This is a genomic window from Caulobacter sp. SL161, from assembly GCF_026672375.1.
In the GTDB taxonomy this organism is placed as follows: Bacteria; Pseudomonadota; Alphaproteobacteria; order Caulobacterales; family Caulobacteraceae; genus Caulobacter.
Window position 1 is genome coordinate 1,843,354 of sequence record NZ_JAPPRA010000001.1, and the last position, 20,141, is coordinate 1,863,494.

Consider the following 20,141-nt stretch of genomic DNA (forward strand, 5'->3'; position numbering starts at 1 on the left):
AGCGATGCGACCGGTCTTAGGCGCGAGCGCGCTTGAGCGGTTCGATCACGCCCAGGGCCGCGCCGATTTCGCCGTAGGTCTTGAGCACGGCGTCGATCTGCTCGTCGGTGTGGGCGGCGCTGACACTGGCGCGCAGCAGCGGACGGCTGTCCGGCGTGGCGGGCGGCAGGGCCAGGTTCAGATAGACGCCGGCCTGCAGCAGGCCGTTCCACATGGCGATGGCGCGTTCCTGGTCGGGCATGGTCGCCGCCACGATCGGGCTGGCGCTGGGACCGGTGAGGAAGCCCATGGCGGTCAGGCCGTCATAGAGGCGCTTGGCGTTGCGGTTCAGGCGGTCGCGCAGCTCGGGCTGCTCGATCATCCGGCGCAGGGCCGTGACCGTCGAGGCCGCCACAGCCGGCGGCAGCGAGGCGGTGAACATGTAGGGCCGACAGATGACGCGCATGACGTCGAAGTCGTCATGGTCGGAGACGCAGAAACCGCCGATGGCGCCCAGGCTCTTGGAGAAGGTGCCGACGATGAAGTCGACGTCCTCTTCGACGCCCGCCGCTTCGGCGAGACCACGACCGGTTGCGCCCAACACGCCCATCGAGTGCGCTTCGTCGACGAGCAGATAGCCGCCCATCTCGCGCTTCACGGCGGCGATTTCCTTCAGCGGTGCGACATCGCCGATCATCGAATAGATGCCTTCGACGACGATCAGGCGCTCGCCCGGCGCATCGCCCAGGCGACGCAGGCGCTTGGCCAGGTCCTCAGGGTCGTTGTGGCGGAAGCGGATGACCTCGGCATGGCCGAGACGCGAGCCGTCATAGATCGAGGCGTGGCTGTCGGCGTCCAGGATCAGGTGGTCGCCGCGGCCGACCAGGGTCGATAGCACGCCGAGATTGGCCTGATAGCCGGTCGTGAAGACCATGGCGTGCTTGCGGCCGTAGAACTTGGCCAACTCCTGCTCGAGTTCGACGTGCGACTCGAAGCTGCCGTTGGCGATGCGGGAACCGGTCGTGCCGGTGCCGCGTTCCTGTACCGCCTTGACCGAGGCGGCGATCGCCTGCTCGTCAAAGGTCAGGCCCAGATAGTTGTTCGTGCCCAGCAGGATGGTGGGACGGCCATCGACCACGCCTTCAGTCGGCGAGTGGACGGCGTCAAAGCGCACCTTGAAGGGGTTCGCACCCACATCCTGGATGGCCTTGTACGCGTCGCGATAGGCCAGGTGCTTATCAAATAGCCCCATTAGTTAAGCCCTAGTCCGGAGATCGTTGATCAGTTTGGAAAGGTCGCCGGCGGTCTCGACGGACGCCAGGCGATCGAGCGGAATGGAGATGTCGAAGGTGTCTTCGAGCTCCATGATGATGTTCATGAGGGCGAGAGAGTCGACGGCGAGGTCACGGCCAATATGCGACTCCGCACGAACCTCGACAGCCCGCCCCAGAACCTTGGTCGCCGCTACCCCGATCTCGCGCAGGCTGAGATCCGTCACCGTTTCCATTCTAATCAAACCTCCGGGAGCCCCACCCGTGTCACTACTGTAACGGCGAGTCTGTCAGATTTCCGCCATATTTGAACTAGGCGACGATATTTTTGGGTAGCCACCCCGCCGCTCGGTACCAATCGACGGTGTGAGTGAACCCGTCGATCAGGCCGAACTTGCTGGGTACTCCCTCCGCCATCGGAGCGCTAGATGGGGTCCAATCGGTGTGAAGCAACTCCCTAGCCTTGCCTAAACCGAAGACCGAAGGCGTGTTTGTCAGAGAAGACCAAGCATCCACAAGGGCTCCGGCGGTCAAAATGCCTGGGTCGGGAAGCCTTATCAGACGGGGTTTCGCGCCCATGACGTGGGCCGCGCCGCGCATGATTTCCGTCCAAGTGTATCCGTCGCGCCGCACATCGGAGAGCTCGACCAGACCCAAAACGGGTGTCCGGCAGAACGCAACGAGCTTCGCCGCCGCGTCCTCGACATGGATCATGGCGACGCGCGAGGTCTGCGACAGCACCGGCAGGACCGGGCTGCGAGCGGCCAGCTGGAACAGCCCGAGCGTCTCGGTGTCCCCCGGACCATAGATCGCCGGCGGGCGAACGATGAGGGCGCTGGGATCGGCGGCGCGCACCGCGTCTTCGCCCGCCCGCTTGCTGGCGGCGTAGTTCGAGAGGGACGGTTCGCGAGCCGCGAGGCTGGAAACCAGGATGAACCGGGCCCCGGCGGCCCTGGCCGCCTCGGCCGCGGCGCGGGCGCCGTCCTGGTTGACCCGGTTGAAGCCTTCCAGAGTCGTCGCCTTGATCAGGCCGGCGACATGGATGAAGACCTCTGCGCCCCTCGCCAACCGGTCCAGCGCCCTGGGCGTTCCAAGATCGCCCGTGACGACCTCGACCTCCAGGCCAAGCCAGAACGGATGGACCGGGTCCCGGCGCACCAGGACGCGAGGTCGCCAGCCGTCCTGGGCCAGCGCGCGCACCAGATGACGGCCCAGAAAGCCGGTCGCGCCCGTGATGGCGACGACGCCGCGCGCGTCAGTCGCCATAGGTCCCGGCCAGATAAGCCGTCTTGGCCTTCGAGCGGCTGAGCTTGCCCGACGAGGTCTGGGGCAGGGCGTGGGCGCCCACCAGCTTCACCTTGGCTTCGACGCCATGACGGGTGCGCAGCAGGGTCGCGATGGACTCGCGCAGCGCTGCGCGGCTGTCGGCGTCGCCCCCGCGGGCCTGGACCAGGACCACGACTTCGTCCTCTGGCTCAGCCGGGATCGCGAACGCGCAGACGTCACCGCTGCGCAAACCGTCGATCTCGTTATCGGCTGTCCATTCAAGGTCTTGCGGCCAGATGTTGCGGCCGTTGAGGATGATCAGGTCTTTGGCGCGGCCGGTGATGACGATCTCGTCGTCGATCTTGAAACCGATGTCACCGGTGTCCAGCCAGCCGTCGGCCGAGAGCACCCGGGCGGTTTCCTCGGGATTGGCGAAATAGGCGCTCATCACGGAGGGGCCCTTGGCGAAGATGCGGCCGACACCGCGTTCGGGCAGCACCTGGCCGTCGTCGCCGCGCACCTCTAGGAAGTGGTCCGGCAGGGCGGGGCCGCAGCGGGCGAACTCGCGGGCGCGCTCGGAGCCCTCCGGCGCCTCGACGGCCAAGGCGTCACGCTCCAGGCGCTCGACGTCCAGGGTCTCGGCGCGCAGGCCCTTGCCCAGCGGGGCCATCGACAGGGCCAGGGTGGCCTCGGCCATGCCGTAGCTGGCGACGAAGGCCTTGTCCGAGAAGCCGGCGGGGGCGAAGGCTTCGACAAAGGCCTTCAGGGGCGGCATGCGGATCATGTCGCCGCCCAGGCCCGCGCTGCGCCAGTGCGACAGGCTGTAGTTGTCCAGCGGCTGGCCCTGGACGCGTCGGGCGCACAGTTCGTAGCCGAAGGTCGGGCTGTAGGCGATCGTGGCCTTGTTGCGGCCGATCAGGTCGATCCACAGCAGCGGCCGGCGCACGAAGGCGCCGGTGGGCAAAAGGTCGACCGTCATCTGGCAGCTGAGCGGGCTCAGCAAAAAGCCGATCAGGCCCATGTCGTGATAGAGCGGCAGCCACGAGATGGCGCGGTCGGACGCCTTCACCTGCAGCCCGTCCCGCGTGATGGCCACGCAGTTGGCCATCAGGGCCTTGTGGCGGACCAGCACGCCGGTTGGCGTACGGGTGCTGCCCGACGAGAACTGCAGATAGCAGGGATCTTCCGGCGTGATGATCGGCAACGCCGCGCCGGCGTCCTCGGGCAGGTCGGCCAGGGGCCCGGCGAACGAGAGACCGGCACGGGCGCCGATCTCGGCGACCCAGTCCTTGAGTCCGGTCGGACCGATCAGGATGTTGGCCTTGGCCGAGCGGGCCAGGTTGGAGATCTGCTCGATATAGGCCTCGCGACCGCCCAGCGGGGTGGGCAGCGCCATGGGCGCGGGCAGCAGGCCGGCGTACTGACAGGCGAAGAATGCGCGGACGAAGTCACCGTCGGTCTCGGCCAGCAAGGCCACGCTGTCACCGACCTTGGCGCCGGTCGCCAGCAGACGCCGCGCCAGCACAACCGCCTCGTCGCGCAGCTTGGCGTAGGGCAGGGCCTCGACCAGCTCGCCGCGCAGCGAATAGAGGTTGATCCCCGTCTCGCCGGTCGCGGCGAAATCGAGGGCCTGGGTCAGGGTCGGGAAGTCGGCGAACCGGACAGTGCGGTCAGACGCCGTGGGCGTGATCATAACTTGGGCCTTCATCGTCTTAAGTCGGTCGCGGCGCAGAGCTTTCCTCCGCCGCGAGTCGGGCGAGCCTGCGGCGCGCCATGAAATACATGCCAATGGCCATTGCCAAAGCGGACGCAACCAGGGCGGCGCCTGCGCCGGTCAGGCCAAAGGTCCTGATCAGCGGAACCAGGCACGCCAGATAGGTCAGAACGACGACCAGGCGGACCATCATCGCCGCGCCCGCCGCGCGCATCGACACCAGCATCGGCTCCAGCGGCAAGGTCATCACGCCGATCGCCGCCGCGGCCACCTGCCAGTTCATCACGCCCGCCGCAGCCCCGAAGCCAGGGCCCATGACGGTCTCGAGGATCCAGCGCCCCGAAAGCAGACTGACCAGCAGCAGAACCCCCGCCGCCGCGCCGCCGATCAGGGCGATCTGCACCGCCAGCTTGGTCATGGCCTGCTGGCCGCCAGAGGCGCGCATCTTGGCCAGTTCCGGATAGAGCGCCGGCACCATCAGGCGCGCGGGCTTGGCCATGCCGTCGGCGACCTGCTTGCCGATCCGCCAAAGCGCGGCTTGCGCGGGACCCAGCAGCGCGCCGACCGCCATGGTCAGCACGTGGGTGAAGCCGACGTCCAGCGTCCCGGAGAAGTTGGTCGCCATGGCGAACCGCCAGACGCCTGGCAGGTCCTTGCTGGTCGGGCCCACCACCGTGAAGCCGCTGAGGAGGCCTTTGCGCTTCAGGTCCCAAATGGCGATGGCGGCGATGTAGAAGAACGCAGCAAAGGTTCCCGCCGCCCAGGCCAGCAGGAAGTACTGGATCGGGGCTTGCGTCACCGCGCAGATCGCGCAGCCGATCAGCCGGACGAGCGAACTGATCGCCTGCTCGGCGGCCAGAAAGCGAAACCGGTCGAACAGGCGCAGCAGGCCCACGCCCGACGCCGAGGTCATCACGCCGATCGACAGGGCGTAGAGCGCGCCATAGCCGTTCATGCCTTCGGGCCAGCTGAGTTGCCGCCAGAAGAACCACGCGCCCAGCATGCCGAGCAGGATGCCCAGCACCGCGCTGATCAGGTCGAGAAGCAGCGTGAAGCGCAGCACCTGCTGAAAGCGGCGCTTGTCGTCTTCCAGCAAGGGGCCGGCGCCATAGGTGATCAGGGTCTGCCAGGACTGGAAGTGGGCGACCTCGCCCAGGAACTGGGCGAAGGCGTTGATGATCACCAGCACGCCCATCATTTCCGCGCCGAGGCTTCGCGCGGTCAGGGCGATATAGGCTAGGCCGATGATCGCGTTCACCACGCGGCCGCTCAGCAGCTGGCCGGCGTTGGCGAGCACCTTCTTGAGCGGGCTCGGAGGGACGTCCGTCACGCGACCCTCTCCAGCTTGTCGACGATCGCTTGAGCGGCGCGTTCGGAGGCGGGAGTGTTCTGGACGTCGAACGTCTCAGCAATTCCCTCAATCTGGGCCTGACGATAGTCGCCGTGGGTCGCGAAGGCTTGGTCGACCGCGTCGCCAAGCTTATCCGCCGAGTCCAGAACCTGGCCATACAACCAGTGCTGATAGCTGGGATCCCCTCGCCAGTCGGCGCCGCTTGCGTTCAGGAACAGGCACGGCTTGGGCGTGCGGAGGAACTCGTAGACCTGGCTTGAGACGTCGCCCAGATAGAGGTCGGCCCTCTGGGTATAGGTCATGTCGGCCGCAGCGGGGCCGCCAAGGTCGATATGGATGCGCGGGTGCTCGGCATAGGCCGCAAAGGTGGCCCGCTCATCGCTGGAGGCCGTCTCGAACAGGCGGATGTGCGGCGCGAAGATCAGGTTGTAGCGACTGTCTTTGGTGAAGGCGTCCAGAACGGTCCGGCCCCAGCGCGACCAGGAGCCGAGCTCCGGGTGGAAGTGTGGGTTGTAGAGAACAATCGGACCCGGCTTGTCGAAGCGGGGGCCATCACGCGCGGGCAGTGCGTCGACGAGGTCTAACTTCGGGTAGCCGACCATGGCGCAAGTCTCAGGGGTCACCCAGCCTTCGCGCAGCATGCGATCGCGCTGCTTGGGACCGGCGGCCATGACCAGATCGAACAGCTTAAGACGCGGCTCGAAGGGGCCCTCCCGGTCGCCGGCGCCGTGCTGGGTGTAGACCAGCAGCGGGTGACGCACGCCCAGGCGGCGCAGAAGCGATGTGGTCCGCTCGGGCGTGATGACCGCGTCGTAGCGCGCCAGGCGTCGCGCATTGGCGATCAGCATCGGCGCCTTGGGCGGCGCACCGTCTCCGCCCAGGCGTCTCAACCAGGCGGGCGGCAGCAGCACCAGCGCGATGTCGGCGCCGCCGAGTTCCGACAGCAGGCTGGAGACATAGTCGAGCAGTTCGGGCGTTGTGGCCGCGATCTCGACCTTGATGTGGGGCCAAAGCCGGACCATGGCGACGGCCACCGACAGGCTGTGCCAAACCTGATGATGCTGTGCGATGTAGAGAAAGCAGACGCGTTTGGCTTTGGCCACGTCAGTGTCGCGGCTCCAGCCGCGTGCGCACGCCGCCCTTCAGCACCACCCGGTCGCCCTTGTCGGTCACCTCATAGGCGCTGGCGCGCGTGCTGCCTTTGGGTCCGGACCCCGCGATCCCCGCGTCGCCGCTGACCGCGCCGGTGCGCAGGTCGATCAGCGCTCGGGGCGCGTCGAAGTCAAAGCCCTCGGCGCTGGTGATCTTCACCTCATCGGTCAGCAGGAGGGTGTTCTCGGCCTCGCGGTACACGCCCGACTTGGCCGTGGCCTGGCTGGGATTGGGCTCGCCATAGCCCCGAACCAGCAGGGGCGCGGTCAGGCGGACGATGTTCTGATCCTTTGCGTCGCGCTCGGCGCGTTCCGCGGTGATCAGGAACGGGCGGCCGTCCTTCAGAACGCCGGTGAAGCGGGGCTTGTCCAGCACGAGCGGCGCGGTGGCGGCCTGGGTCTGGAGCTTGCCCGAGGCGAGGCTGCGCCAGGCGGCCTGAACGATCACGGTCGCAGCGACGCCGGCCGCGAAGACGGCCAGTCCCAGGCGCAGCCGCCGGACAGGTTTCCGGCGACGGTTGCGGGCCCGTTCCGCGGCGGTTTGGGAAGGGAGGATGGCGGCGGCGCCATCGGACTGGGTGAGCATTTGCGGCCATGGATAATCCTCCGCCGCCGTTCGCCCAAGACCTTTGTTTTCCGGCGAACCCTCCCGTGGCCACAACGGGCGGACGGTCGGGCCGGTTTCGAGCGTGGTTGTCCATGACAGCGAAGCGCGTGATCCTTACCGGCGGGCCGTGTAAGGATCCGCGTGATGTTCTCCAGACCTTCGCCGCACAAGGACTTTGGTGTCTTCCTGCCCGTGGCCAACGGCGGCTGGATCGTGTCCGCCACCACGCCCACGCTTGACGGCCTCTACGCCCAGAACCGGGCGGCGGCCGTGCTGGCGGATGAGATCGGCCTGGATTTCGTCATGTCGATGGGCAAGTTCCGCGGCTTTGGCGGTGAGACCGACCATTGGGGCACGTCGCTGGAGTCGGTGACCTTGATGGCGGCCATCGCCGAGGCGACCAAGCGGGTGCGCATCTGGGCGACGGTGCATCCGCTGCTGCAGAACCCCGCCGTGGCGGCCAAGATGATCGCGACCCTGGACCAGATCAGCGGCGGCCGGGCGGGCCTCAACATCGTGGCCGGCGCCTACAAGGCCGAGTTCGACCAGATGAGCGCCTGGGACGATTCGCTGTCGCACGACGACCGCTACGCCCTCGCCGAGGAATGGACGACGATCGTCAAACGGCTCTGGACCGAAAACAGCGTCGACTTTTCCGGCCGCTATTTCACGATGAAGGACTGCCAGTCCAAGCCCAAGCCCCTGGCCAGGCCTCGCCCGGAACTGATCTGCGCGGGGATGTCGGATCGCGGCTTCCAGTTCTCGGTGCGTGAGGCTGACGCCTGCTTTATCGGCGGACGCTCGCGCGAGGAGCACCGCGAGGCCTCCCGCCGGGCCAAGCGCATGGCCGCAGACCTGGGGCGATCGGTCCGAACCTATGCGATGTGCACGGTGATCCATGGATCCACCGACGCCGCCGCTCAGGCCCTAGTGGCGCGCTACGCTGAGGGCGCCGATATTGGAGCCATTCTCGCCATGCTGGCCAGTTGGGGCGTCCCCGCAGACCGGCTGCAGGCGACGGCGAGGCAGCAGGGCGCGTTCATGACCCAGACCGTGGTCGGTTCGCCCGCCTCTTGCCGCGAGCAGATCGAGGCGTTTGTCACGGCGTGCGAACTGGACGGCCTGATGCTGATCTTTCCGGACTATGTCGAAGGGCTTTCCATGTTCGGGGCGGAGATCCTGCCGGGCCTGCGGGGGGTGTTCTCGTGAGCTTGCCGACCTGGATCGCGCCGCAGCGTACGGCGTTGGTGATTGTGGACATGCAGGTCGATTTCGCCGCGCCCGAGGGGTTGTCCGCCCAGTGGGGCATGGATCTGTCGGCCGTGCCGGGCGCTCTTGCGGCGGCCCAGCGTCTGGCGGAGGCCGCGCGCGCCGCCGGGACGCCGGTGGTGTTCGTGGGTCTGTTCACGACGCCCGAGACCGACTCTTGGGCATGGAGCGAGCGCCTGCGGCGGCAGGGTCATACGGCTGCAGACAGCCCCGGGCTGTGTCGCGCCGGCGCGCCGGGCAGCGCCTTCGTCGGGCCTCAGCCTCAAGCCGACGACCTCGTGTTCCGCAAGACGCGCTACAGCCCCTTCTGGGACACCGACATCGCCGCTCAGTTGGCGGCGAGGGGCGTCGACACGCTTGTGCTGGCGGGGCTGACCACGGAATGCTGTATCGACAGCACCGCGCGCGACGCCTTCAATCACGACTTCCATGTGTTCGTGCCGATCGACGCCTGCGCCGCCTATGAGCCTGAACTGCATGCGGCGGCCTTGCGGATGCTGGAGCTCAACACGGCGATCCTGACCGATAGTGACAGCGTCGTCGTGGCTTGGCGCTCGGCCGTCTAGCCGTCCTGTCGCGGCGCTGCGGCGCCTTGCATCGCCGCCCGCAGGTCTTCTTCCAGCATATAGAGCCGGTCCTGGCCCCAGTGCGCTTGGTGACCCGTGATGCGGAAGGTCGGCGCGCCCCACAGTCCGGCCTCGAGCAGGGCGGCGCGATTGGTCTCGGCGCGCTGTCGCCAGCTGTCGTCGGCCAGGGCGGCGGCGGTCTGGGCGTCGGTCAGCCCCGCGCGCCGCGCCACCCCGTAAAGCCCCTCGTCTTCGGCCAGGGCGATTCCGTCGGCGAAGGCGGCCTTGAGGCCCAGTTCCGCGAACTGTTCACCCAAGCCAAGCGTCATCGCGTGGTGGAGGACGGCCAGAGCGCGTTCGGCTCCCGCGCCGACGGGGTCGACAATCCGACCGAACGGCAGGTTCACGCGTTCGGCTTCGCGCTTGCAGTCCAGGGTGATGTAGATCGTCTTGATCCGGGGCACCGCTAGGCCTCGCATGACCATCGGCAGGATCGGGCGCAATTCCAGTGTCGCGCCATAGGCCTGCGCCAGATGGCGGATGCGCGGCATGAAGAGCCAGGAGTAGGGGCTCCTGAACGAGAACCAGGCTTCGATCGTCGGCGCCGCGCCCTCCGGCGGCGGGCCCAGCGAAGGTTCGAAGGCCGGCGCCAGCAGCGGTGAACCCGCCTCCCGGTCCAGGCCGCGTGCGGCGAGGCGCGCCTCCAGGTGGCCCAGGCGGTCGACGCCCCAGAACCATTCGCCCTCGAAGTGGAACATGCCGCCCAGATAGTGGCCCAGCTTGGCGCGTTGTTCTTCGCCGGTCTTCAGAAGCCTTTCAGCCAGCGTTGGGGCCTGACCGCCCGCCCGGGTGGCCATGTCCGCGAGCGTTCTATGATCCCCCGACCACAGCGCCGCCCCCGCCGCGTAGGCGACATCGTCGAATCGACCCTGTTCGAGGGCGTCGGCCAGAACGCTCTGAAGACGTTGAACAGCCTCAGTCGTGGGCAGTGTCGCATCGGCCGGGAAGCCAAGTCCACGACTCCGCGCCAGCCGGATCGCGTCCCGTACGCCATAGGCGCGCAGGCGCTCGCGGTCGGGGGCGGCGGAGTCCGCCGGTGGCGGAACGAGACGGATCTCGATATCCGCCGCATAGCGCGCGCGCAGGCGCGGCAGCATCTGAACCGCCAGGTGGGAATAGGGATCGTCGGCCTGATGGAAATAGCGAATGGTCGGTCGCTCGCCGCGCAGACGCGCCGAAAGCGCCGCAGCGTCTCGCGCCAGCTTGCGCCGGGTCGGGCTGGTCAGGGCGGTGGTCACGCTTCGCATGATCGAGGTGCGCAGGGACACGGGCGAGATCTCCGATGGGATCGTTGGATGACATCTAGCGGCACGGTGAATGTCAATATATGCTGCGCCAACGATAAGAGAGGGAGACGCGCATGAAGGCCTGGAAGCCGCTTGTCGCGGGTGTGGCGGTTCTGGCTGTCGCGGGCGCGACGGCCTGGCATTTCCGTTTCGACCTGATCGTGATGCTGGCCAAGGCCCGGCAGCCGAAGATCGAAGCCAATATGCCGGTGACCTGGGCCAAGGGACCGCAAGCGCCGCCGGCGGACGGTCAGCGGCCGCCCAATGTCGTGTTCATTCTCGCCGACGACCTCGGCTACAACGACATCACGTTGAATGGCGGCGGCGTCGCGGGCGGCACAGTGCCCACGCCCGCCATCGACTCGATCGCCAAGGAGGGGGTCACCTTCGCCAACGGCTACAGCGGCAACGCCACCTGCGCGCCCTCGCGCGCGGCGATCATGACCGGCCGCTATGCGACGCGCTTTGGCTTTGAGTTCACCCCGACGCCCGTGGCCTTCTCACGCGTGGTCGGCGGCCATGCCGGCGATCCTCTGCATCCCTCGCGCTTCAATCAGGCCGAGGTGAAGAACATGCCCAAGGACGAGAACGTTCTAGCCGTGCCCGCCGCCGAGGTGACGATCGCCGAGGCGCTCAAGACCAAGGGCTATCACACCATTCACCTGGGCAAGTGGCATCTGGGCGGCGTCAAAGGTTCGCGCCCGGAGGATCAGGGTTTTGACGAAAGCCTCGGCTTCATGGCGGGCGCCTCGCTGTTTGCGCCTGTTGGTGATCCCGGAGTCGTCGAGTCGCGCCAGGACTGGGATCCGATCGACAAGTTCCTTTGGGGCGCAGCGCCGTTCGCCGTGCAGTTCAACGGCGGCAAGCTGTTCAACCCCAGCCACTACATGACCGACTATCTGACGGACGAGGCTGTGAAGGCGATCGACGCCAACAAGAACCGGCCGTTCTTCATGTATCTGGCCTACAACGCCGTCCATACGCCGCTGCAGGCGCCCAAGGCCGACTATGATGCGCTGTCGCACATCAAGGATCACCGGATGCGGGTCTATGCCGCCATGGTCCGCAACCTCGACCGCAATGTCGGCAAGGTGCTGCAGGCGCTGAAGGACCGGGGGCTGGACGACAACACCCTGGTGATCTTCACCTCGGACAACGGCGGCGCGAACTACATTGGCCTGCCGGATATCAACAAGCCCTATCGCGGCTGGAAGGCGACCTTCTTCGAGGGCGGGATCAAGGTGCCGTTCCTGCTGCGTTGGCCCGAGCAGTTGCCGGCCGGCGCAGTTTATCGCAGCCCGGTGGGCCATGTGGACATCTTCGCCACGGCCGCCGGCGCCGCCGGTGCGCCCACACCCAAGGATCGGGTGCTGGACGGCGTCGACCTCGTGCCGTTCGTGAAGGGGCAGGCCGCGGGCGATCCGCACAAGGCGATCTTCTGGCGTTCGGGCGGCTACAAGACGGTGCTCGCCGGCGGCTGGAAACTGCAGGTGGCCAAGGAGCCGAACAAGACCTGGCTCTTTGACCTGGCCACTGATCCGACCGAGCGCCAGGAGCTGTCTAAGGCGCGGCCCGAGAAGCTGCGCGAGATGCAGGCGATCATGGCGCAACTGGACGGACAGATGATGAAGCCGACCTGGCCATCGCTGGTTTCGGGCGCCTTCTATATCGACCATCCGGGCGGCCAGAAGGCCAAGCCCAGCGACGAGTATATCTATTGGGAAAACTGACGGCGCTTCCCGTCCTGATGCTTCTGGCGCTGGCCGGCTGCGGCCAGCCGGCGCCCAAGGCTTGCCTGGCGGACCTGCCGGTTCCAGACCCCCAGAACCGTAAGGCGGGGATGGTGAGACTGGCAGGCGGCGACTTCCAGATGGGCGCTGCGCCGCTGCGTCCGGAAGAGGGACCGCCCCAGACGGTCACGGTCGCGCCGTTCTGGATCGACCAAACAGAGGTCACCAACGCCGCCTTCGCGCGGTTCGTCGAGGCCACGGGTTATCGCACCGTGGCCGAGCGACCGCTCGACCCCGCGCGCTACGCCCACGTACCGGCGGCGCAGCGGCGTCCGGCCTCGCTCGTCTTCGTGGGGGCGAAGGGGGCGAGGTCGGACGATCCTTCCCAATGGTGGCAGGTGATCCCCAGCGCCGACTGGCGACATCCGGAAGGGCCGGGTTCCAACATCCGGGGCAAGGAGGCCTGGCCCGTCGTCCACATCGCCTGGGAGGACGCCATGGCCTACGCCAAATGGTTGGGCCGTGACCTGCCTACGGAAGCGGAATGGGAGTACGCCGCGCGTGGAGGGCTGATCGGCAAGCGCTACACCTGGGGCGACCAGGCGCAGGATCCCGCCAAGCCGCGCGCCAACACCTGGCAAGGCGTGTTCCCGGCCCAGGACCTTGGCGATGACGGCTTCAAGGCCAAGCCCGCGCCTGTCGGCTGCTTCCCGCCCAACGGCTATGGCCTGCGCGACATGGCCGGCAATGTCTGGGAGTGGACCCGAGACTGGTTCAAGCCGGGCCTGGATCCGGTCAGCGTCCTCGAGACGGGCGGTCCGCCCGAGGCGCGCGCCCTGGATCCCGAGGACCCGAACACGCCCAAGCACGTCGTGAAGGGCGGTTCGTTCCTTTGCGCCGACGACTACTGCTTCCGCTATCGGCCTGCGGCGCGAACGCCTGGGCCGCCGGACAGCGGCGCGTCGCATGTCGGTTTCCGCACCGTGCTCCGCGCCGAGCGCTAAGCGCTCAGTTCACCGCGTTGGCCTTTTCGGGCTTCCACACGCGCTCGTCGTTGTGCACGCCGTGCGACTCGAAGCCTGGCCCCGGCCGGGTCCTGATATTGAGCTGACCCGCAAGGCCGGCCTTCCGATGGTGCTCGATGGCGTGCATCTCGGGCGACAGGGCCATGGCCTGAAAGGCGGCGAGGGACGGGTACTCGGCCAGGGCGACCGCGTCCCACATCTCCTCGACCTCGCCCAGCAGCAGGCCCGTGACTGCGCCGCTGTAGCGGATGCGACCGCCGAGCGCTTCGACGAGCCCGGACACTACCGCGCCGTAGCGGGCATAGGCCTCGCGGCCCGAAAGCTCGGGTTCCGAGCCGTCGGGATACTCGGCCTTCTCCTTGAACTTCAAGAGGTTGACCATGACGAACGGACCATCGTCCGGGGCACCGAAGAACGCCTGGAACTGCTCAGGGCTGGGGAAGACGGTGTTGACGACCTTCATCTGAACGCTCCGGTTTAGGGTTTGGGCAGGCCAGCGACGAGGCCGTCCAGCAGGGCGGCGATCTCGCCGGGGCTGTCTTCCTGCACGAAGTGGCCGCCTTTCAGCGTGGTGTGCGCCACGTTCTTGGTTCCCGGCACGCGGGCCAGGAACATCGCTTCGCCGCCGCGCGTGATCGGGTCGGCGTCGCTGAACGCGGTGACGAAGGGCTTGTCGAACGTCTCGAGCACCGCCCAGGCGGCCTTGTTCTCCTCGACCGAGGCGTGCTCCGGCGTGATCGGCACCAGGGCGGGGAAGATCCGCGCGCCTTCCTTGTAGCTCTCGTCCGGGAACGGCGCGTCATAGGCCGCACGCTCGGCGTCTGAGAGATCGCGGGCCGTGCCGCCGTTCAGGATGAAGCCGACCGGCAGTTCCGGCGTGTTCTGGCTGAAGTTCAGCCAGGCCTCGAAGCCCTCGCTCTTGCCCACGCCGATCGGCAGGCCCGTGTTGGAGACCACGACGGCCGAGAAGTGTTCCGGGAAGGCGGCCACCAGGCGTAGGCCGATCAGGCCGCCCCAGTCCTGGCAGAACAGGACGATGTCCTTGAGATCGTTCTTTTCCAGCCAGGCGCTCATCCAGGCCACGTGGCGCTCGTAGGTGTAGTCGGTGCGTTTGGCGAGCTTGTCGGAACGGCCGAAGCCGACGAGGTCGGGGGCGACGGCGCGATGTCCCTTGGCGGTCAGTTCGGCGATCACCTTTCGGTAGAGATAGGCCCAGGACGGCTCGCCGTGCATCAGCAGGATGGGGCGCTGATCCTTGGGGCCCTCATCCACGTGGTGGATGCGGAGCGTCGTGCCGTCGGCGTCGGTCACCTCGGTGTAGCGCGGCGCGTAGGGCCAATCGGCCAGGCCTTCGAACCGCGCATCCGGCGTTCGCAACACATCCATCCGTTTTCTCCGACCGTCGAGATTTGTATTGACACTATGCGTGCCATTATGTCGCCTATTGGTCAAGGACGAGATGGAGAGGGCGGATGCGCAAGGTCTGGATCGGGTTGGGAGTCGCTGCGGGCGTGATCGCTGTCGGGCTGGGAACCGCCTGGCTGATGCGCGAGCGCCTGGCGCAGGCCGCTATGCGCAAGATTTATGAGCAGGTCCTGGCCGTCGACACGATGCAGGATCTGCCGGACGGTTTGCACGTGGGTCTCTGCGGCGCGGGCTCGCCGATGGCCGATCCGCTACGGTCGGGGCCCTGCGTCGCGGTGGTCGCCGGCAAGGACCTGTTCGTCGTCGACTCCGGGTCGGGCTCGACCCGCAACCTGCTGCTCATGAACATGCCGCCGCCACGCGTCAGCGCGGTCTTCATCACCCACTATCATTCCGACCACATCGCCGACCTGGGCGAACTGATGCTGCAGCGCTGGGCGAGCGGGGCCACCAAGACGCCGACGCCGGTCTATGGCCCGCAAGGCTTGGACCAGGTGGTTGAGGGCTTCGAGCAGGCCTATGCGCTGGACCGGGGCTATCGCATCGCCCACCACGGCGAGGCCGTCGCGCCGCCCTCAGGCTTCGGCGGCGATCCGCGCGCCTTCGTGGCCGATCCGGCGGCGCCCGATGTCCTGGTGCTGGAAAAGCCCGGCTTGAAGGTCTGGGCCTTCCCGGTGGCGCACCATCCGGTCGAGGGCGCGGTCGGCTATCGCTTCGAATACAAGGGCCGCAGCGTCGTGATCAGCGGCGACACCGGTCCTTCGGAGCGCCTCGTTAAGGCCGCCAAGGGCGCGGACCTGCTGCTGCACGAAGGCCTGGCCCCGAGCCTCGTCGCCGTCCAGAAGGAGGTCGCCGAAAAGATCGGACGCGAGAACTACGCCAAGATCTTCCACGACATTCTTGACTATCACACCGCCCCCGAGGTCGCGGCCCAAGAGGCCAAGACGGCCGGCGTCGGCGCGCTGATGTTCTATCACATCATCCCGCCGCTGCCGGTGCGGGCGCTGGACGGACCGTTCCTGGGCCGCTCGCGCGAGATTTTCGGCGGGCCGATCAAGGTCGGCCGCGACGGCGACTTCGCCTCGCTGCCGGCGGGCTCGAAGGAGATCAAGTGGTCCAACCGCTTGCTCGCACTCTAGATTGGACTTGGCCCTGCGGCGCTCGCGGGGCTAAGCAGGGCGGAACACAGGGAGGTCCCGTTCGTGAGTTCCGCGCCGCGCTATCTTCGAGCGGGGGCCGATGTCGCGCCCGAAGCTCCCGCCGCGGATGGGCGCCGTCGGCGTTCCCAAGACAGCCGCGCCCGGATCGTCCAGGCCATGCTGGATCTTGTGCGGGAAGGGGACATTTCGCCCTCGGCGGAACTGGTGGCCACCCGCGCCGACGTAGGCCTGCGGACCGTGTTTCGCCACTTCAAGGACCTTGAGAGCCTGTATCTTGAGATGTCGGCGGTGATCGAGGGCGAGCTGATGTCGCTGGTCCACACGCCGTTCAAGGGCGCCACCTGGCGCGACCGGGTGCTTGAGCTTGTCGAGCGTCGGGGATGGGCCTACGAGCGGATCGCGCCCTTCAAGCGGGCGTCGGAAGTCCTGCGTCACAATTCGCCGACGCTTCGGGCCGACAACACCAAGATGGTGGAGATCTCGCGCGAAATCCTGCGCCGCCAGCTGCCGCCGGAGATCGCCAAGGATCGCATACGCTTCGAGGGGATCGATCTGCTGCTCAGCTTCGACGCCTGGAACCGCCTTCGCCGCGATCAGGATTTGTCGCCGAAGCGGACGACCGAGATCTTGCAGGCGATGATCAGCGGCCTCCTACAAGGCGTTCCAGACGCGCAAGCGGACCTGTGAAAACGCGCCGGCCCCGTGTGCGAGGTCGACGCGCTTTAACCGGGGCTTGCTCTACAGCGTGCGCTCGCCCGGCCGTCCGCCGCGTGACGACGAGCCGCCTTTTCGACCGGCGTTGGCGGCGAGATCTCGATCCTTGGCGAAGCTGCGTTTCTCACTGGGTACGCTGGCGCCGCCCTTCCTGGCGATCTCGCGGCGGCGTTCCGGATCCATGGCGGCGAAACCGCGACGGCCGCGGGGACGTTCGCTATCGGTGTCCATCTGGGGCTCCTAGTGGGGACGTGTCACGGGCGGGACGCGCGGAAAGGCGGCGTTGTAGGGACAGTCGTCCGCAGGGATCGACCGGCGTCGGGGTTGGTCACGGGCGTCGTTTCCTCTGCATTCCAGTGACATAACCGGCGAAGCCGCTTTCGGTTCACTGATTGAGCTGACGAATTGCGCCGTCTTGCGGATCTGGTCTCGGTTGAAGCGAGGGCCCGCATCAGCCGCGCGGGGGGGCGCCGCGGCCGCCCGGCCCTGGTCCCTGACCGCCGCCACGCCCGGGGCGCAAGCCGCCTTGCGCTGGGGTCTTGGGCAGTTCGGCCAGACGCAGAAGGCCGTCCCGGTCTGTGTCCAGCAGGGCAAAGCGCGTCTTGGCGGCCTTGGCGGCTTCATCGCGGGTGATCCGCCGATCAAAGTCGCCGTCCGAGGCCATCACGGGTTGCGGCTCGGCGATGAGCCCGTAAAGCGCGGCGCCTTGCAGCACATTGGCGCCCTGGCGTGCGCGCCGAGGGGGCTCGCCGCCGTCCTGTCCCAGCCCCATGGGCCCCCGGCGCAGCGAGGCGGGGGGCGGACCGCCGATGATCTCCGGCGCGATACGGTTTTCGTAGGCGGAGACCTCGAAGCCGTCGATGACGCCGCTACGGTCAACGTCGAGGACTGCGAAGAAGCGCAGGGCGTCGGCCACGAACTCCTCGCGGTTCAGCGCGCCGTCGTGGTTGGCGTCTGCGCCGGCGAACCAGGTCTCGACGGGGTAGGGGGCTTTAGGCGGTGCGCGGAAAGGCTCGCCCGCAGGGCTGATGAAGAGCTGCGGACCCTCCATGTCGCCCTTCGGACCCGCTCCGTCCTTCGGGCCGAAGCGCGCCGGCGGGCCACCGGGCGGGCCACCGGGGGGCGCTGGCGCAAGCGGCCAGGATCGTGGCGAGGGCGGCGGTCAGGCCAAGCGAACGAAGCATCTTTAGGGGCTCTCCAAGCGGTCAGGCTATGGAGACCAAAAGCTTGGCCTTGAGATGACCGATCCCGCCGGGCGCCCCTCAGGGTCGAAACAATCCAGACCCGTTCCCGCCGCAATCAGGCCGGCAACTTGACCGTGGCGCGCAGGCCGCCGCCCAGGCGGTTGGCCAGAACCACATCGCCACCGTGCGCCCGGGCCAGCGAGCGGACCACGGCCAGCCCCAGGCCAATGCCGCCTGTCTCGCGATTGCGTGACGGCTCACCGCGATAGAACGGCTCGAAGACGCGCTCCAGCTCAGCAGGCGGCACGCCGGGGCCGTCGTCGTCTATCTCGATGATCGCCATGCCGTCCTCGGAGAACACCCTGCCGCGCGCGCGGCCGCCGTACTTCAAGGCGTTCTCGACGAGGTTGGAGACCAGACGCTTCAAGGCGACGGGATCGCCTTCGATCACGGTCTTTTCGGTCCTCTCGACGGTCGCATCGCCGCCCGTCTCGGCGGCTTCGTCCATCACGCTTTCCAGCAGCGAGGACAGCTCCAGCTTCGTGCGTTCGGCGGGGCGATTGGTGTCGCGTACGAAGCCCAGGGTGGCGGAGATCATCGCCTCCATCTGGTCGATATCGGCCGCGAGCTTGGGACGGATATCCTCGGGCGCCGCCTCAATCCGGAACTTCAGGCGCGTCAGCGGCGTGCGCAGGTCGTGAGCGATCGCGCCGACCATGGCCGTGCGATCCTCGACGTAGCGGCGCAGGCGCTCCTGCATCATATTGAAGGCGTTGGCCGCCGCCACCACCTCGCCCGAGCCGGTGATGCTCAGGGGCGGGGTGCGGGGGTCCTTGCCGAGACGCTCGGCGGCGTCGGCGAAGGCGGTGATGGGCTGCGCCAGGCGACGGGCGAACAGCCAGGCCAGCGGCGTCACGGCGATCACCGACAACAGCAGGATCAGCAGGATGCGTTGCTGCCAGCTGTCGAAGCGCAGGGTGGGCTTGGGCTCGACGACCAGCCAGCGGCCGTCGCTCTGCCGAACGCCGACCTTGAAGTCGCCAAAGATCAGGGGCTCGTCGCGCGCCTGAGCGCTGCGCGCGTTGTCACCGCCGCCCGGCGCGCCGCCTTCACGAGCGAAGGGCTCGCGCGCGCCTGGCCGACCATTCGCCCCCGCCGGCGGCGCGTCGGGCCTGGGCGGGGTGACCGGCGTGCGACGGACGAAGAAGCGCGGGCCGTTGTCGATCTGCAGTTCGACGCGGTTGGCCGGCACGCCCAGCGCCTTGCCGATACCGGCCTTGAAGTCGGCGCGACGCGGCGTCTCGGGGTTGCCCGCGCGGATCGAGCCGTCTTGCTTGACGACCAGAAGCCGCCCGTCGCGCGGCTGAACCGGCTGACCGGTCTTGAGCGCCCGGACGATCTCGCTGGAGCGATAGAATTCTGGCGGCGGCGGGGGCAGGGTGAAGATCACCGCGATCGAAATCAGCTGGGCCGCCACCAGGGTGACGATCACCAGTTCCAGCGCCTGAACGAACAGCGGCGCGCCGCGCCGGGACAGGATCATGGGGTGCGCACGACCTTGGCGGTGAACATGTAGCCTTCGCTGCGGATAGTGCGGATCAGTTCGCTGCCCCCGCCATCATCGAGCTTGCGGCGCAGGCGGCTGATCTGGACGTCGATGGCGCGATCATAGGCGTCGCTGTCGCGACCCCGCGCCAGATCCAGCAACTGGTCGCGCGTGAGGACGCGCTGGGGACGCTCGACGAAGGCGCGCAGCAGCGAGAACTCGCCGCTGGACAGGTTCACCACGATCGACTGAGGCGAGCGCAGTTCGCGGCGCACGAGGTCCAGGCGCCAACCGGCGAACTCGCAGGCCGCGCCCATCGCGTCGTCGACCGCGCGCGGCTCCTGGCGTCGGCGCAGCACGGCGCGGACGCGGGCCAACAGCTCGCGCGGGTTGCAGGGCTTGGGCAGATAGTCGTCCGCGCCCAGCTCCAGGCCGACGATGCGGTCGGTTTCCTCGCCCATCGCCGACAGCATGATGATGGCGGGAGCTTCGGGCGTCGCGGAGAGCCGGCGGCAGATGGCCAGGCCGTCTTCGCCGGGCAGCATGACATCGAGCACGATCAGGTCGATCGGCCCCCGCGCCAGAACCTGCTCCATCGTGCGGCCATCCTGGGCGGTCTCGACCACATAGCCGTGCTTGGCGAGAAAGTCGGACACCACGTCGCGTATGCCCGGATCGTCATCGACGATCAGGATCCGCGAAGGCGCCCCGCGGACGGCCTCGAGCTCGCTTTGGGCGGCGTTTTGGACGTTTTCCATGCGAATTTCCTGTCACGCCCCCGTCACGTTCAGATTTCACGGCTGAAACAGCCGCGCAACCCAGTCCGCGACCGGACGT

19 protein-coding genes and 1 pseudogene are annotated in these 20,141 nt (G+C 67.8%); 6 read left to right on the forward strand and 14 right to left on the reverse strand.

What is annotated here, in order from left to right; all coding sequences use genetic code 11:
• Window positions 1-16 precede the first annotated feature (16 nt).
• The 7 genes from spt to lptC all read right to left on the reverse strand — a co-directional run bounded on the left by spt (window position 17) and on the right by lptC (window position 7,318).
• Window positions 17-1,231, reverse strand: coding sequence for a serine palmitoyltransferase (gene spt / locus OVA11_RS08890; RefSeq protein ID WP_010919046.1), 1,215 nt, complete (start codon window positions 1,229-1,231; stop codon window positions 17-19).
• A 3-nt stretch (window positions 1,232-1,234) separates the two neighbouring features.
• Entirely contained in the window at window positions 1,235-1,495 is a 261-nt protein-coding gene (locus tag OVA11_RS08895; protein WP_181242827.1) for an acyl carrier protein, read from the reverse strand.
• 67 nt (window positions 1,496-1,562) lie between these two features.
• The gene (gene cerR, locus OVA11_RS08900; RefSeq protein ID WP_268067085.1) at window positions 1,563-2,516 is read right to left on the reverse strand and encodes a ceramide reductase; all 954 of its coding nucleotides are present in this window, start codon (window positions 2,514-2,516) and stop codon (window positions 1,563-1,565) included.
• A complete protein-coding gene (locus OVA11_RS08905) occupies window positions 2,506-4,224 on the reverse strand; it encodes a fatty acyl-AMP ligase (protein ID WP_268067086.1) in 1,719 nt (572 codons plus the stop codon). The genes cerR and OVA11_RS08905 overlap by 11 nt, the downstream gene beginning before the upstream one ends.
• A 4-nt stretch (window positions 4,225-4,228) precedes the next feature.
• Entirely contained in the window at window positions 4,229-5,560 is a 1,332-nt protein-coding gene (locus OVA11_RS08910) for a lipopolysaccharide biosynthesis protein (RefSeq protein WP_268067087.1), read from the reverse strand.
• Entirely contained in the window at window positions 5,557-6,684 is a 1,128-nt protein-coding gene (locus OVA11_RS08915; protein ID WP_268067088.1) for a glycerophosphotransferase, read from the reverse strand. The genes OVA11_RS08910 and OVA11_RS08915 overlap by 4 nt, the downstream gene beginning before the upstream one ends.
• 1 nt (window position 6,685) lies before the next feature.
• Window positions 6,686-7,318, reverse strand: a complete 633-nt coding sequence (lptC, locus tag OVA11_RS08920) for an LPS export ABC transporter periplasmic protein LptC (protein WP_268067089.1) — start codon at window positions 7,316-7,318, stop codon at window positions 6,686-6,688.
• Between the two features lie 162 nt (window positions 7,319-7,480).
• Here lptC and OVA11_RS08925 point away from each other — a divergent pair, with 162 nt between their 5' ends.
• Window positions 7,481-8,548 (forward strand): LLM class flavin-dependent oxidoreductase, encoded by a 1,068-nt coding sequence (locus OVA11_RS08925; protein ID WP_268067090.1) that lies wholly within the window; start codon window positions 7,481-7,483, stop codon window positions 8,546-8,548.
• Window positions 8,545-9,174 (forward strand): cysteine hydrolase, encoded by a 630-nt coding sequence (locus OVA11_RS08930; RefSeq protein ID WP_268067091.1) that lies wholly within the window; start codon window positions 8,545-8,547, stop codon window positions 9,172-9,174. Before OVA11_RS08925 ends, OVA11_RS08930 begins: the two co-directional genes overlap by 4 nt.
• Here OVA11_RS08930 and OVA11_RS08935 read toward each other — a convergent pair.
• Window positions 9,171-10,523 (reverse strand): DsbA family protein, encoded by a 1,353-nt coding sequence (locus tag OVA11_RS08935; RefSeq protein ID WP_268068930.1) that lies wholly within the window; start codon window positions 10,521-10,523, stop codon window positions 9,171-9,173. The genes OVA11_RS08930 and OVA11_RS08935 overlap by 4 nt on opposite strands.
• A 71-nt stretch (window positions 10,524-10,594) precedes the next feature.
• On the opposite strand from OVA11_RS08935, the gene OVA11_RS08940 reads away from it, so the two are divergent.
• Window positions 10,595-12,250 carry a sulfatase-like hydrolase/transferase gene (locus tag OVA11_RS08940; protein ID WP_268067092.1) on the forward strand — a complete coding sequence of 552 codons (1,656 nt, stop codon included), beginning with the start codon at window positions 10,595-10,597 and terminating at the stop codon, window positions 12,248-12,250.
• Window positions 12,238-13,254, forward strand: a complete 1,017-nt coding sequence (locus OVA11_RS08945) for a formylglycine-generating enzyme family protein (RefSeq protein ID WP_268067093.1) — start codon at window positions 12,238-12,240, stop codon at window positions 13,252-13,254. The genes OVA11_RS08940 and OVA11_RS08945 overlap by 13 nt, the downstream gene beginning before the upstream one ends.
• A 4-nt stretch (window positions 13,255-13,258) precedes the next feature.
• Here the strand turns inward: OVA11_RS08945 and OVA11_RS08950 are convergent, their stop codons facing one another.
• Together OVA11_RS08950 and OVA11_RS08955 are read right to left on the reverse strand one after the other, a co-directional pair.
• Window positions 13,259-13,738 carry a DUF1330 domain-containing protein gene (locus OVA11_RS08950; protein WP_268067094.1) on the reverse strand — a complete coding sequence of 160 codons (480 nt, stop codon included), beginning with the start codon at window positions 13,736-13,738 and terminating at the stop codon, window positions 13,259-13,261.
• 14 nt (window positions 13,739-13,752) lie between these two features.
• Window positions 13,753-14,661: a haloalkane dehalogenase gene (locus tag OVA11_RS08955; RefSeq protein ID WP_268067095.1), complete on the reverse strand. Its 909-nt coding sequence runs from the start codon at window positions 14,659-14,661 to the stop codon at window positions 13,753-13,755.
• A gap of 86 nt (window positions 14,662-14,747) precedes the next feature.
• Between OVA11_RS08955 and OVA11_RS08960 the strand changes: the two genes are divergently transcribed.
• Together OVA11_RS08960 and OVA11_RS08965 are read left to right on the forward strand one after the other, a co-directional pair.
• Complete coding sequence (locus tag OVA11_RS08960) at window positions 14,748-15,839, forward strand: MBL fold metallo-hydrolase (protein WP_268067096.1); 1,092 nt, start codon at window positions 14,748-14,750, stop codon at window positions 15,837-15,839.
• Window positions 15,840-15,902: 63 nt separating this feature from the next.
• Window positions 15,903-16,547, forward strand: coding sequence for a TetR/AcrR family transcriptional regulator (locus OVA11_RS08965; protein WP_268067097.1), 645 nt, complete (start codon window positions 15,903-15,905; stop codon window positions 16,545-16,547).
• Between the two features lie 51 nt (window positions 16,548-16,598).
• Here the strand turns inward: OVA11_RS08965 and OVA11_RS08970 are convergent, their stop codons facing one another.
• The 4 genes and pseudogenes from OVA11_RS08970 to OVA11_RS08985 form a co-directional block, all read right to left on the reverse strand.
• Window positions 16,599-16,805, reverse strand: coding sequence for a general stress protein (locus OVA11_RS08970; protein ID WP_268067098.1), 207 nt, complete (start codon window positions 16,803-16,805; stop codon window positions 16,599-16,601).
• Between the two features lie 220 nt (window positions 16,806-17,025).
• Window positions 17,026-17,758 (reverse strand): annotated as a pseudogene (locus tag OVA11_RS08975) (hypothetical protein).
• 115 nt (window positions 17,759-17,873) lie between these two features.
• A complete protein-coding gene (locus tag OVA11_RS08980) occupies window positions 17,874-19,301 on the reverse strand; it encodes an ATP-binding protein (protein WP_268067099.1) in 1,428 nt (475 codons plus the stop codon).
• Window positions 19,298-20,062, reverse strand: coding sequence for a response regulator (locus OVA11_RS08985; RefSeq protein WP_010919066.1), 765 nt, complete (start codon window positions 20,060-20,062; stop codon window positions 19,298-19,300). The genes OVA11_RS08980 and OVA11_RS08985 overlap by 4 nt, the downstream gene beginning before the upstream one ends.
• Between the last annotated feature and the right edge of the window lie 79 nt (window positions 20,063-20,141).